General features: G+C 70.8%; 14 protein-coding genes. 9 read left to right on the forward strand and 5 right to left on the reverse strand.

Annotated features, from left to right (window positions below; translation table 11 throughout):
• Window positions 1-11: 11 nt before the first annotated feature.
• Window positions 12-1,073 carry a M23 family metallopeptidase gene (locus tag JYJ93_RS16610; protein ID WP_206792444.1) on the reverse strand — a complete coding sequence of 354 codons (1,062 nt, stop codon included), beginning with the start codon at window positions 1,071-1,073 and terminating at the stop codon, window positions 12-14.
• A gap of 315 nt (window positions 1,074-1,388) precedes the next feature.
• Between JYJ93_RS16610 and JYJ93_RS16615 the strand changes: the two genes are divergently transcribed.
• The 8 genes from JYJ93_RS16615 (at window position 1,389) to JYJ93_RS16650 (ending at window position 5,639) form a co-directional block, all read left to right on the forward strand.
• Window positions 1,389-1,907 carry a hypothetical protein gene (locus tag JYJ93_RS16615; RefSeq protein WP_206792446.1) on the forward strand — a complete coding sequence of 173 codons (519 nt, stop codon included), beginning with the start codon at window positions 1,389-1,391 and terminating at the stop codon, window positions 1,905-1,907.
• A gap of 25 nt (window positions 1,908-1,932) precedes the next feature.
• Window positions 1,933-2,697: an endonuclease/exonuclease/phosphatase family protein gene (locus tag JYJ93_RS16620; protein WP_206792448.1), complete on the forward strand. Its 765-nt coding sequence runs from the start codon at window positions 1,933-1,935 to the stop codon at window positions 2,695-2,697.
• 169 nt (window positions 2,698-2,866) lie between these two features.
• Window positions 2,867-3,340 carry a phage holin family protein gene (locus JYJ93_RS16625; RefSeq protein ID WP_206792450.1) on the forward strand — a complete coding sequence of 158 codons (474 nt, stop codon included), beginning with the start codon at window positions 2,867-2,869 and terminating at the stop codon, window positions 3,338-3,340.
• Window positions 3,330-3,539, forward strand: a complete 210-nt coding sequence (locus JYJ93_RS16630) for a DUF3618 domain-containing protein (protein WP_014398114.1) — start codon at window positions 3,330-3,332, stop codon at window positions 3,537-3,539. Before JYJ93_RS16625 ends, JYJ93_RS16630 begins: the two co-directional genes overlap by 11 nt.
• Before the next feature lie 73 nt (window positions 3,540-3,612).
• Complete coding sequence (locus tag JYJ93_RS16635) at window positions 3,613-3,807, forward strand: hypothetical protein (protein WP_206792452.1); 195 nt, start codon at window positions 3,613-3,615, stop codon at window positions 3,805-3,807.
• A 27-nt stretch (window positions 3,808-3,834) separates the two neighbouring features.
• Window positions 3,835-4,212, forward strand: a complete 378-nt coding sequence (locus JYJ93_RS16640) for a hypothetical protein (protein ID WP_120590667.1) — start codon at window positions 3,835-3,837, stop codon at window positions 4,210-4,212.
• 55 nt (window positions 4,213-4,267) lie between these two features.
• Window positions 4,268-4,576: a YtxH domain-containing protein gene (locus tag JYJ93_RS16645; RefSeq protein WP_206792454.1), complete on the forward strand. Its 309-nt coding sequence runs from the start codon at window positions 4,268-4,270 to the stop codon at window positions 4,574-4,576.
• Window positions 4,577-4,664: 88 nt separating this feature from the next.
• Window positions 4,665-5,639: a hypothetical protein gene (locus JYJ93_RS16650; protein ID WP_242543835.1), complete on the forward strand. Its 975-nt coding sequence runs from the start codon at window positions 4,665-4,667 to the stop codon at window positions 5,637-5,639.
• Window positions 5,640-5,645: 6 nt separating this feature from the next.
• On the opposite strand, the gene JYJ93_RS16655 is transcribed toward JYJ93_RS16650, so the two are convergent.
• On the reverse strand, window positions 5,646-6,512 hold the full coding sequence (locus JYJ93_RS16655; protein ID WP_206792455.1) for a hypothetical protein: 867 nt from the start codon (window positions 6,510-6,512) through the stop codon (window positions 5,646-5,648).
• A 99-nt stretch (window positions 6,513-6,611) separates the two neighbouring features.
• Between JYJ93_RS16655 and JYJ93_RS16660 the strand changes: the two genes are divergently transcribed.
• Window positions 6,612-9,218 carry an adenylate/guanylate cyclase domain-containing protein gene (locus JYJ93_RS16660; RefSeq protein WP_330166744.1) on the forward strand — a complete coding sequence of 869 codons (2,607 nt, stop codon included), beginning with the start codon at window positions 6,612-6,614 and terminating at the stop codon, window positions 9,216-9,218.
• Here JYJ93_RS16660 and JYJ93_RS16665 read toward each other — a convergent pair.
• From JYJ93_RS16665 to JYJ93_RS16675, 3 genes are all read right to left on the reverse strand, one after another.
• Window positions 9,215-9,574, reverse strand: a complete 360-nt coding sequence (locus tag JYJ93_RS16665) for a (2Fe-2S) ferredoxin domain-containing protein (protein WP_206792458.1) — start codon at window positions 9,572-9,574, stop codon at window positions 9,215-9,217. The two genes, JYJ93_RS16660 and JYJ93_RS16665, sit on opposite strands and share 4 nt — an antisense overlap.
• A 172-nt stretch (window positions 9,575-9,746) precedes the next feature.
• Window positions 9,747-10,499, reverse strand: a complete 753-nt coding sequence (locus JYJ93_RS16670) for an NADH-quinone oxidoreductase subunit I (protein WP_206792460.1) — start codon at window positions 10,497-10,499, stop codon at window positions 9,747-9,749.
• A gap of 27 nt (window positions 10,500-10,526) precedes the next feature.
• Window positions 10,527-11,972 carry a complex I subunit 1 family protein gene (locus JYJ93_RS16675; RefSeq protein ID WP_206792463.1) on the reverse strand — a complete coding sequence of 482 codons (1,446 nt, stop codon included), beginning with the start codon at window positions 11,970-11,972 and terminating at the stop codon, window positions 10,527-10,529.
• Between the last annotated feature and the right edge of the window lie 2 nt (window positions 11,973-11,974).

Below are 11,974 nucleotides of genomic sequence, written 5' to 3' on the forward strand. Positions count from 1 at the left end.
GCGCGGCTGAGCTACGGGTTCGTCAGGCCGGGCGCGTTGGTGGCCACGCCCGGGGCCTGCGGGGCGCCGGTGAAGTCCAGCTTGAGCAGCGTCTGGCCATCCACCCAGCGGTCATCCGCCTTCACGCCCCAGTGGAGGTGCGGGCCGGTGACGCGGCCGGTGCTGCCCACCAGGCCCAGCGCGTCGCCCTGCTTCACGCGCGCGCCCTCCTTCACGTCGATGCGGGACAGGTGGAAGTACGCGGTGTAGAGCCCCGCGCCGTGGTGCACGAGCACGGTGTTGCCGGACGCGTAGTTGTCGCGCGACATCACCACCGTGCCGTCGTTGGCGGCGACCACCGGCGAGCCCGTGGCGCCATCCAGGTCCACGCCGAAGTGCTGCGTCTGCAGCTTGCCGTTGAACGAGCGGCGGTCGCCGAAGGGCGCCGTCACCGTGGCCTCGCGCGGCCAGGCGAAGTTCTGGCCGAACAGCGGCGTCTGGAAGGGCTGCGCGAACGCCGCGGCGAACGCCTTGCGGTCCGCCTCCATGCGCGCCTTCACCGCCTTGGGCGGCTTCACGTACTTGTTGGCCACGCGCAGCTCGCGCTCGCGGAAGCCCGGCGCACCTACGTTGAGCACGCCGGACAGCAGCACCGGCAGGCCGCGGCCGGGGGCCGTGACGTCCACCGGCACGGTGCCCTCGGTCTGCTCCACTGGCAGGCTGGTGAGGGCCGCGTAGCCGTCGTTCCACGCGAAGAAGCGCAGAGGCCGGCCCGCGATGCTCCCCGTGGGCAGCGCGGACGCGCCGCTCACCGTCACCAGCACCGGGTCGCCCGGCTTGGGGTTGGCGGGCTGGAGCGACAGGTGCGGCCCGCTCGCGGGCGCCACCTTCAGCGGCGCCAGCTCTCCCTGGAGCACCGCGCCTGGCGTGGGCGCGCCCGGAGCGCGGAGGCCCGGTGTGGCCGTGGAGCCCGGCACGCTGCCTGTCACCACCGCGGAGGAGGCGGTGGGCGTGGCGGCGGCGAGCGCCGGAGACCCGGAGGCGAGCAGGGAGAGGACGAGGAGGCGGACGGCGGCAGGGTTCCGGGCGGGCATGGGCCGTTCTTTACACCACGCGCGCGCGGAACCTTCCCGGAGCGGCGTCTCGCGTGTTGGCTGGCTGCTGCTCTGCCCGAAAGGGCCTGGCTGGATGCCTCCTGCTCGACGTCTGGCCGCCCGTCCTGCCGGCAGGCACCAAACGTGTGCCATTGCCGGTACTTGGGTGCCCTCCGAGGCGAAAAGGTGTTCCTGGCCGGACGTGCGGCAGGCAGCCGTGCCAGTTGTTCCCGTGTCAAGGCGTTACGGACGGCGAGGGGCTCCCTAGCTTTCCCACATCAACGCAGCACATCAATTTCGAAAGGGAGAGCGCGCATGCCTCGCTCCTACAGCTTCGACCACTTCCAGGTTCCCAAGACGCTGCCGCCGCAGAAGCGCAGCCTGCGTCAGCGCGACAAGGCGCACCTGGCGCAGTCGTCACGGGTGTCGGTGGACGAACACGAGGGCGTCCACTACGGCAAGAGCCACGCGCAGACGGAGGAGATCCTCACCGCGCGCAAGATGGAGCTCCAGTTGGAGGAACTGGCCCGTCCGGAGGCGGACGCCAAGTTCTCCCACGGGCCGGTGTCGCGCGTGAGCGGCGCCTCGAAGAAGCAGCGCAAGGCCGCCGCGTCGCCCGTCATCGGGACCACGGCGCCCATCGGCGCGCTGCCGCCCACCCAGGAGCGGCCGATGCAGCAGCAGGGCCGTCTGCCCGACCTCATCGACGAGGCGCGCCGGCAGCTCAAGGCCATCCAGTCCGGCGTGGGCGACGTGGCGACGGCCATGCAGCGGCTGGCGATGCTGCCCCTGGAAGCGGTGCGCCTAGCGGCCCGCCGCATCATCCCGGCCTGAGCAAGAAGGGGAGGGTGGACGACGCGTGGAGCTGACCCTGGTCTCCTACAACATCCACTCCGGCATCGGCGTGGACGGAGCTTTCGACCTGGAGCGCGTAGGCTCGGTGCTCCGCGAGGTGAACGCGGACATCATCGCCCTGCAGGAGGTGGGGGACTTCCGGGGCAAGACGCCCCGGGAGGACCAGCCCGAGCACCTGGCGCGGATGCTCGGGCTGCACATGGCCTTCGGACCCAACGTGGTCCGCAACGGCCGCCGCTACGGCAACGCCATCCTCAGCCGGCTGCCGGTGCTCAAGTCGAAGAACTACGACCTGAGCGTGCCGCGCCGTGAGCCCCGGGGCGCGTTGCGGTGCGACCTGGACCTGGGAGGAGGGCAGCAGCTGCACGTCTTCTGCCTCCACCTGGGCCTGTCCGTGAGCGAGCGGCGGCGGCAGGAGGCGCTCCTGCTGTCCGCCGACCTGCTCCGCGACGCGGCCCGCAAGGACCCCATGGTGGTGTGCGGGGACTTCAACTCCTGGGGCAACGGGCCGGTGTCCTCGCTCGTGCGCGAGGCCATCCACGACGCCGCGTTCGAACTGGGCGCCGCCGCGCGCACGTACCCCACGCGGCTGCCCCTGTTCCGCCTGGATCGCATCTACGTGGACTCCGGGGTGCGGCCCGTGTCGGTGACGCCGCACCGCTCGGCGCTGAGCCGGGTGGCGTCGGACCACCTGCCGCTGGTGATGCGCTTCGAGGCGCCCATCGCCGTGCAGCCGCCGGTCGCACCGCCGGTGCAGCTGATCGGCTAGGAGTACGGGCTTGCGCTAGGCTTTCACCTGGGTCCGGTGGTTTCTCGCGTTGAGTGGCCGACGCTGGCGAACGCCGGACAAATTCCTCGCGCCGTGGTTGTCGCGGGGAGGTGGGGTGCCTAGGTTGGCGCCCACGCGCACAGGGACGTGAGCGTCGGCCGGAGAGCGCATGCACGTGGGCAGTGAACAGACGGATCGCGGCGTCGCCGCGCTCGTCGGGCGCATGGCGGACGGCTTCAGTCGGTTGGTGACGCAGCACCTCCAGTTGGCGCGCGTGGAGCTGGCGGAGGACGCGAAGGCCATGGGCCTGGACGTGGCGAGCATCGCCGTGTTCGTGCCCTTCCTCCTGGTGGGTTACGCCTTCCTCTGCGGGGCGCTGGCGGCCGTGCTTGCTCCGTGGACGGGGTGGGCGGGGGCGCTGGCCATCGTGGGCGCGGTGAACCTGTTGGGCGGCGGCCTGGGCATCCTTCGCGCGGTGAAGCGGATGAAGTCACGCCAGATGATGGATGACAGCGTGAGCGAGCTGTCGCGTAGCATGGCGGCGCTCACCACGGCGCAGCCGCGGGTGGCCGCGACGCCCGGGGTGAACACGCTGAAGGACACGACGGGAATGGCTTTCAAGGAGCCGCGGGATGGCCGCTAGCAATGGACACCTGCCGCGCACGAGCGCGGCGCTTCGCGAGGAAATCGAGCGCACCCGGGCCGACCTGGCCACGTCGGTGAGCGCCCTCAAGGTGGAGGTGGCGGAGGTCACCGACTGGCGCCAGTGGGTGCGCAAGCATCCCTACGCCTGCGTGGGGACCGCCTTCCTCGTCGGTTACCTGGTGGGCTCGCGGCGCTGAGGCTGCGCCGGCGGGCCTGGATGCAGACACTTCAAGACGCAATCGGAAAACGAACGCACAGCAGAGGGCTTCCATGGAAATCAATCCGCAGCAGATGGCAGACCGGGCGCGGCAAATTCAGGACCAGCTGCCGAACATGGACGAGGCGCGGCAGAACCTGGTGGACCTGAACGACCAGGTCGTCGGGTTCATCAAGGCCAACCCGGGCACCTGCCTGCTGGGCGCCATCGCGGTGGGCTTCATCGTGGGCCGCATCGCGTCCCGCTAACCGGTTGCCGGAAAAGGGAGCACGGACATGACGAACTACTCGGGCACGACGGGCAACGGCACGGGGCACAGCGAGGACGCCGGCTTCGGCCAGCGCGTGGATCAGCTGGGCTCCGACGCGCAGCAGTTCATCGGCAACGCGCGCAGCGCGGTGGCGGACCTGGGACAGGCGCTGGACCTGAAGGGGCGCGTGGAGCGCAACCCCTATGGCACGTTGGCCATCGCCGTGGGCGTGGGCTACGTGCTGGGCGGCGGCCTCTTCACGCCGCTGACCGGCCGCATCCTCAAGCTGGGCGTGCGGCTGGCCGCGCTGCCCTTCGTGAAGGATGAGCTCATGGGCATGGCGGAGTCCGCCTTCCAGGGCTATCAGACGGGCCGGGGCACGCCGCCCTCGGGCAGCGTCTAGCATTCATTCGAAGCACCCCACGTCTTTCCCCGAAGTCATTTCCCCGGAGTCGGACATGCTGAGCCTGAAGGACTTGAAGAAGCTGGACCGCGACGACGTGCTGGACCTCATCGGCCTGGAGACGCGCCGCTCGACGGCGGAGACGGCGCTGCCGGCGCTGGGCATCTTCGCGGCGGGCGTGCTGGTGGGCGTGGGCGTCGGCCTGCTGCTCGCGGACAAGCCGGGCCAGCAGCTGCGCGGTGACCTGCGCCAGCGCATCCAGGGCGGCCAGGACAAGCTCGCGACCGCCATCAACAACGCGCGTGGCACGGAAGGCCAGCAGGGCGCCGGCTCCACGGTGCCTCCGGGCCAGCGGACGACCTGATTCCAGGGCGTCACATGGACTTGCACACGGGCCTCTTCCCGCTGAACGCGGGGAGGGGCCTTCGTGTTTCGGGCTAGGATGCGAGGCGATGGGTACGAAGCCGCCCGGGGCGAAACCGCCACCGAGACATGACACGCCCGTGGATGAAATTCCGGCGCTTCCCGCGCGAAACACAGACACGCCGTGGACCGGGCTGTCCTCCGGACCCGACGGCGCGCTGGGACAACTGCGCGCGCTGGAAACGCTGGAGTCCGCGTACGACGCCTGGGAGGAGCTGAAGCGCGGTCACGCCGCCTCCGTCATCCAGTTCCGCGAGGAGCAGGCCCGGCTCACGCAGCAGGGCTCGTTCCTGCTGGGCGCGGTGCGCGCCGCGGGCATGGACGCCGGTTCGACCACTCCGGGACTTCAGCCACAGGGCGCCGCCAGCGACTTCCTGCGCGACGCGGAAGCGAAGCTCGCCAAGGCTCGCGAGGCCGTGTCCCAGCGCGAAGCGGAGAGCGAGGCCCGCTACCAGGCCGCGTTCACGGAGGTCCGCGCCACGCTGCTGGACCGCGTCCAGCGCTACCTCCAGCGCAGCCAGCCGCACCTCACGCTGCTCCTGCGCCGCGTGGGGGCGGAGCGCTCCATCCTCCACGTCGCGCGCGTGCGGCCGGATGAGGCCGTCCTGCTCTGCTACCTGCTCACGCAGCGGGTGCCGTCCCGCTACGGCTTCCTCTTCGACGACTCCACCGAGGACCTGTCGCTTCCGCCCGCGCCGCTCTACGCGGAGGAGTCCGTCGCCTCCGACGCCGTGCGCCCGGACGCGCCGGGACTGCTGCGCGTCCTCGACGCGAGCACGGACGTCGTGCCGCTCAAGGGCTTCATCCCCCTGCGCGTGCCCAGGCCCGGGGGAGGGGAGGACTTCTTCCGCCTGCTCCAGCGTGGCGCCGTGATGGAGGTGGAGATCGCGGACGGTTCGGACTTCCGCAGCATCCTCACCCGCGAAGAGTCGGAGCGCTTCGCGGGCCACCTCCTGCGCCTCAAGCTGGAGGAGCGCATCGGCCTGGACATCGAGGCCGGGTAGGCGCGCTCAGTTCGTCCGCACGATGCCCACTTCCGCGGTGCCCGCGAGGACGACGCTGCCCAGGAAGAGGTTGTCGGACTCCGGGCCGCCCATGCGCACGGCCTGGAAGATGACCAGGTAGGTCTGCTTCGGGTTCGGGAACGCGGTGGCGGGGATCGTCACGCGCGCCTCCCGGAACAGCGCCGGGGTCGCCGCCAGCTGGAGGAACTCCACCGGCGACGTGGGCACGTTCGAGTAGGTGGCCTGGCCCTTCTCCCCGTTCGCGCCCAGCGGCACCACCGTCACGAAGCCGAGCGTGCGGTCCTGGTTCGCCGGAGGCGCCGGCCGGTCGAACGCGAACGCCGTGTTGGCGTCGTGGCGCACGAAGCCCTCCTCCGGGTGGAACTTCGCGATGGCCTCCTTCGTCGGCGCGTCCTCCACCCGCGCCTCGTACTTCGTGCCGTTCTGCTCCGCGAAGAACGAGTAGGTGGCGCCGGACGCGTACGTCAGGTCGTCCGTGGAGTCGCTCGTCACGCCGTAGCTTCCGCCGCCCTGGCCGTTGAGGGGGACGCCCGCCGAGCTCCCGGTGTTCAGCGTCACGGTGGCCCCGCTCACGCCCTGCGGCTGCGCGTTCTCCCCCGACTTCGTCCCGAAGAACACGAACGCCGCCGTCTGCCCGGGGAAGTTCACCACGTCCCCGCCGTCCGGTCCGCCGAAGGTCCCCGCGTCGTAGCCCGCCATGGCGGACGCGGACACGTCCACCTGCGGCGTCGCCAGCAGGGTGCCCACGATGACGTGGTCCGCCTTGAGCTGGTTGGTCGTCTTCTCCAGGTCACAGGCGAGCGGCGACAGCAGGGACACGGTGGCCAGGGCGGACAGCAGCAGGCGTTTCATGGGCACTCTCTTGGACGGGGCACGGTTGAAGGCGGCCAACCATACCGCGCGTGTTGCCCATGGGCGCGAGCCCCCAACGGAGTATCCTGTGCGCCGCTCGTGCAACGCCTCCGCATCCACTCCTCTGGCCGCCGCTTCCTCCACCGGCTCGGCTTCTCGCTCGCCATGGCGGCCCTGTTCGGCTGCCTGCTGGGCCTGCTCGTCTCCCAGCGTGACACGGGACCCGTGCGGCCGGACGACACGCCCGCGCCCCTGCTGTCGCCCTCCGGCTTCATCGACGGGCTCTCGCGCTGGCTCGACGGCGGCGAGCGCGCCTTCTACGACTGGCGCATCCGCCAGTTGGGAGAGGTGTCCGAGCGCTCCGACCGCGTGGTGCTCGTGTCCATCGACGACGACACGCTCGCCGAAGCCCAGCAGGGCCCTCGCGCGGACATCGCCGCGTACCCGTGGCCGCGCCAGGTCATGGGCGGCATGGTGCACCGCCTGGTGGAGGAGGGCGCCTCCGTGGTGATGCTGGACTTCGCCTACCCGGAGCTCAGCCCCCGCGCCTGCGTCACCCCCACGCGCTCGGGCCGGGGCGCCCTGTCCCAGGACGATGACGCGCTCCGCGCCCTGCTGGACCAGGACCCCGGCCACTCCGTGCTCGCCTTTCGCTGGGGCGCCGAGGGCACCCGCACGCTGCCTCCCACCGGCCGCCTGTGGCCCTACAGGGTCCGCCTGGGCAGCTACCCCAGCGTCACCGAGGCCCGCACCCGCGCCCAGTCCGTGCTCGCCCTCCAGCGCCCCGCGTTCCTCATCCCCGCCGGCAAGGCCCTGGAGGTCTGGGCCGGCGTCGCGGACGAGGGCGAGGGGCGCAGCCTGGGCGACCAACTGGGCACCGCCGCCGCGTCCATCCAGGAGCGCCGCGCCGCGGACGACGCCTTCCGCGTGGCCCCGTCGGACCTGTTCCTCGCCCTGGCCTCCGTGCATGTGCAGGGGCTGGATCCAGAGAAGCTCCTGGAGGTGCGCCAGCTCCACCACCCGGTGACGCCCCTGCTCAGCCAGGCCAGCGGCTACGGCGCCACCACGCTGCCCGCGGACGCCGACGGCGTGGTGCGCGGCGTGCCCCACCTCGTCGCGTACAGCCCGCGCGGGGGCGAGCGCTACGTGCTGCCCTCGCTGCCCCTGGCCGCAGCCATGCAGCTCGCGGGCACGCAGAAGCTGCGGTACGCGGACGGGCGCCTCTACATCGGGGACAAGTACTCCGTGCCCATGGACGCGGCCGGCTACAGCCTGCTGCGCTGGGAGGCCCCGGCCGCCACCCGCGGCGCGCGCGGCCCGCTGGCCCGCTCCATCCGCGCGTGGAACGTGCTGCTCAACCTCTTCGACTCGCAGGAGGCGCGGCCGGTCCGCTTCGACCACGATCTGGAAGGCCGCGCCGTCATCCTCACCAACACCAGCAGCTACGCGCCCGAGCGCCGGGTGACGCCCATCGGGCCGGGCATCGCCAACGGCGCCGTGCTGGGCCAGGCGCTCGCCAACATCCTCGCGTCGAACGGCATCACCCGCGCGCCGCCGAAGGTGGACATGCTCGCCACCATGGGGCTCGCGTTCATCGGCGCGTTCCTGGCGCTGTCGTTCAGCTGGCTCCTGCGCTCCGTGGGCGGCGCCTTCCTCTTCGTCTGCGTGGCGGTGGCGGCCGGGGCGGGCTACGTGGGCGCGGCGGGCTACGTCTTCGTCCATGACCAGGTGTGGGTGGCCGTCGCGGGGCCGCTGTGGTCCGGCGGGCTCGCGTTCCTGGTGACGACCCTCTACGCCTTCCGCACCGAACAGGACGTGCGCGAGTTCGTGCACAGCGCGCTGGGCCGCTACGTGAGCCCGGACGTGGCGCGGCTGGTGGCGCGCGACGTGAGCCTGATGAAGCCGGAGCGCCGGCAGATGACCGTGTACCTCTGCGACATCGAGGGCTTCACGCGCCTGTCCGAAGCGCTGCCGCCGGAGCAACTGGTGCCGCTGCTCAACACCTTCCTCACGGAGATGACCGCCGTGGTGCGCGCCACGGCGGGGCAGGTGGACAAGTACATCGGCGACTCGGTGATGGCCTTCTGGGGCGCGCCCGTGCGCACGGACCGCCACGCGCACCTGGCCTGCGAGGCGGCGCTGAAGCTCCACGCGGCGCTCGCGCAGAAGCAGCCCCTCTGGGAGAAGCAGTTCGGCCACCGGCTGTCGGTGCGCGCCGGCATCGACACGGGCGACCTGCTGGTGGGCGACATGGGCAGCGAGCTCAAGTCGAACTACACCGTCATGGGCGACGCGGTGGGCATGGCCGGCCGGCTGGAAGCGGCCAACAAGCAGTACGGCACCCAGGTGCTGGTGGGACAGACCACCGCGCAGCTCGCCAGCGACGCCTACGTCTTCCGCGAGGTGGACCGGGTGCTCCTGAGGGACCGTCCCCAGCCCGTGCGCGTGCACGAGCTCCTGGGCCGCCGGGGTGAATTCTCCCCGGAGAAGCAGGCGGGCATCGCCCTCTACGAGAAGGCCCTCACCGCCTACTACGGGCGCGACTTCATCCTGGCCCAGGAGCTGTTCCGCCGCTGCGGCGTGGAGCACGGCGACCCGGTGGCCCGCGTCTACGTCGAGCGCTGCCAGCGCCTCATCCAGACGCCGCCGCCCGAGGACTGGGACGGCGTCATCCGCTGGGGCCGGCGCAGCACGGACTCGCGCTAGTCGTCGCCGGAGTCCGGCTGGCCGAACAGCTCGCGCACCGGCTCGTCGCCCTGGATGTGCTCGGCCACCACGCGGCGCATCTTCTCCGCCGTCATCCCGGAGTAGTAGACCTCTCCGGGCCACCCCATGAGCTGGTAGTCCTCCGGGGACAGCGGGTCGCGCTTGCGGCCCGTGTCCTCGCGCACCACCACGTTGGGCCCCATGTGGCAGAAGCCGTAGCAGCCGCCCCGGTACAGCTCGCAGCGGGGCTGCAGGCCCTGCTCCGCCAGCGCCTCGCGCGCCGCCACGTGCACCGCGTCCGAGCCGCCCTCGCGGCAGCTGGAGCCCTTGCACACCGACATCCGGTAGCGCTTCACGGCGGGGCTCCCCGTGCCAGGCCGGCACCATGCGCATTGAAGAGGTGCAGCATCACCACATGCCCCCAGAAAAGGCTTCGGCCCGCTCTTCCCAAAACAGCGGGAAGAAGGCGGGCCGGGATGCGAGCGAAGGGCGGCGCACGGCCCGCCCCCCGCGGTTCGAAACACGGGACTACTTGATGAACTTCGTCACCTGGATGGGGCCCTGCTGGGTCACCACCGCGTGGCCCGCACCCGCCTTGGCATGGCCGTGGCCCGCGCCCAGCTGCTTGGCGTGGCCGTGGTCCGCGTGTCCCTCGCCGATGCGCGTGTGCGCTTCCTTGTGGACGTGGTGCGGCTCCGCGGAGCTGTCGCGCTTGTTCCACGGGTCGGACGGGTGCGACACCGGCGGGCCCTTGAGCAGCTTCGGGATGTCGTAGACGAAGTTCTGCCGGTTGTACTCGGACGGCGTGTGCATGTACGTGTCCATACGGATGGCGTCCTTGGGGCACGCCTCCACGCACAGGCCGCACACGATGCAGCGCAGCTCGTCGATGACGAACTGGGTGGGGTACTTCTCGATGACCGCCGACTCGGAGTCGGAGGCCGCCGTCTCGTACTCACCCGCCTCGATGTAGATGCACTGCGCCGGGCAGATGGTCGCGCACATGTAGCAGGCCACGCAGCGCGGCTTGCCGTCGTCACGCGGAACCAGCCGGTGCAGACCGCGGTAGCCCTCCGGATAGATGGGCTTCTCTTCCGGGTACTCCACCGTGGTCATCAGGCTCGTGCCCGTGCGGTCCACCACCTGGGGGTTGGGGTCGCGCGTGCCGAACATGTTGCGGAAGAAGTGCTTGGTCGTGATGGCCAGACCGCGCAGCAGCTCCGGGATGTACATCCGCTCGCGGAGGTCCGTGCGCGGGTCCTGGGAAGCATTGAACGCCATGGTGTCTTGTCTCGCTTCCGGACCGCGCTAGTGCGCGCCCGCCGGGGAGTGGGAGTGGGGGTCCGCGTGCGCAGGCAGCCCGTGCGCGTCGTGGCCGTGGCCGTGCGCGTCGTGCCCATGGCCGTGCGCCGTGTCGTGCGCGTCCGCCGCCTTGGAACCCGAGGTCATCGTCAGCGCGATCACGAAGCCGATCTCCAGCAGGCCCACCACGCCCAGCGCCTTGAGGGACGGATCCCACAGCACCAGCGCGCCGCTGATGAACACGTTGGCCAGGCCCACGGGCAGGAGGATCTTCCAGCCCAGGTTCTGGATCTGATCGTAACGGAAGCGCGGGAAGGTCCAGCGGATCACCAGCTGCACCCAGATGAGCAGGATGACCTTGATCCAGAACACCGTGCCCAGCAGCGTGCCGTACACCCAGCCGTGCTCCTGCATGAAGGGCTGCGCCGCCAGCCACTCGCCGCCGAAGGGCAGGTGGTGCCCACCGAAGAAGAGCGACGCCGTCACGCCGGCCAGCACCACGACCTCCACGAACTCGGAGATCATGAACATGCCGAACTTCATGCCGGAGTACTCCACGAAGTAGCCGATGATCTCGGACTCGCCTTCCGGAGCGTCGAACGGGGCGCGCTTGGTCTCCGCGAAGGACGCCACGAAGAAGGCGATGAAGCCCAGGGGCTGAATGAAGATGCCCCACGCCGGCAGGCCCAGGTCGAAGCCGCCGTCCGTGCGCCACAGGTACTTCGCCTGGCCGGTGCCGGACACGAGCGCGTTGCCCACGTCACCCACCAGCGTGGGCAGCTGCACAGAGGAGAACGCCAGGAACAGGCCCACGAGCGACAGGCCCAGCGCCACCTCGTAGGAGATCATCTGCGCGGAGGCGCGCACGCCGCCCAGCAGCGCGAACTTGTTGTTGGAGGACCAGCCGGCCAGCGACGTGCCGTAGACGGCGAGCGACGCGATGGCGAGCAGGTACAGCATGCCGAAGTCCGGCGTGGCGACGACCATGTCCACCGTCTTGCCGAACACGTTCACCGTGGGGCCGGCCGGCACCACCGCGAACAGCGCGAACACCGGCGCGAAGGCGAGGATGGGGCCCAGGTTGAACAGGAAGCGGTTGGCGGTGCCGGGGACGAAGTCCTCCTTGGTCAGCATCTTCAGCACGTCGGTGATGATGTGCGGGATGCCGCCCAGGGAGCGGTTGCCCAGGCCCGGGATGATGGACAGGCGCGCGCGGTTGGGGCCCACGCGGTCCTGCATGAACGCGGACCACTTGCGCTCCGCCAGCGTCAGCAGCGTCGCGGTGATCATCACGAAGACGAGCATCAGGAAGAGGATGTTCGTCAGGCGGCTGGCACCCTCGAAGAGGTACTCCTCCGCCAGGTAGCCCACCAGATACGCCGAGGCCACTCCGCCAGCGATGGCGAAGATGATGAAGGCCATGGCGAACAGCATGGTCAGGATACGGCTCATGG

The sequence above is a fragment of the Corallococcus sp. NCSPR001 genome (assembly GCF_017309135.1).
Classification (GTDB): domain Bacteria; phylum Myxococcota; class Myxococcia; order Myxococcales; family Myxococcaceae; genus Corallococcus.

What these genes read in the sequence shown, in the direction of transcription:
- JYJ93_RS16615 (WP_206792446.1), top strand. Translation starts at nt 1,389, where the DNA reads ATGCCTCGCTCCTACAGCTTCGACCACTTCCAGGTTCCCAAGACGCTG.
- JYJ93_RS16675 (WP_206792463.1), bottom strand. Translation starts at nt 11,972, where the DNA reads ATGAGCCGTATCCTGACCATGCTGTTCGCCATGGCCTTCATCATCTTC.
- JYJ93_RS16650 (WP_242543835.1), top strand. Translation starts at nt 4,665, where the DNA reads ATGGGTACGAAGCCGCCCGGGGCGAAACCGCCACCGAGACATGACACG.
- JYJ93_RS16655 (WP_206792455.1), bottom strand. Translation starts at nt 6,512, where the DNA reads ATGAAACGCCTGCTGCTGTCCGCCCTGGCCACCGTGTCCCTGCTGTCG.
- JYJ93_RS16670 (WP_206792460.1), bottom strand. Translation starts at nt 10,499, where the DNA reads ATGGCGTTCAATGCTTCCCAGGACCCGCGCACGGACCTCCGCGAGCGG.
- JYJ93_RS16630 (WP_014398114.1), top strand. Translation starts at nt 3,330, where the DNA reads ATGGCCGCTAGCAATGGACACCTGCCGCGCACGAGCGCGGCGCTTCGC.
- JYJ93_RS16635 (WP_206792452.1), top strand. Translation starts at nt 3,613, where the DNA reads ATGGAAATCAATCCGCAGCAGATGGCAGACCGGGCGCGGCAAATTCAG.
- JYJ93_RS16640 (WP_120590667.1), top strand. Translation starts at nt 3,835, where the DNA reads ATGACGAACTACTCGGGCACGACGGGCAACGGCACGGGGCACAGCGAG.
- JYJ93_RS16645 (WP_206792454.1), top strand. Translation starts at nt 4,268, where the DNA reads ATGCTGAGCCTGAAGGACTTGAAGAAGCTGGACCGCGACGACGTGCTG.
- JYJ93_RS16625 (WP_206792450.1), top strand. Translation starts at nt 2,867, where the DNA reads ATGCACGTGGGCAGTGAACAGACGGATCGCGGCGTCGCCGCGCTCGTC.
- JYJ93_RS16610 (WP_206792444.1), bottom strand. Translation starts at nt 1,073, where the DNA reads ATGCCCGCCCGGAACCCTGCCGCCGTCCGCCTCCTCGTCCTCTCCCTG.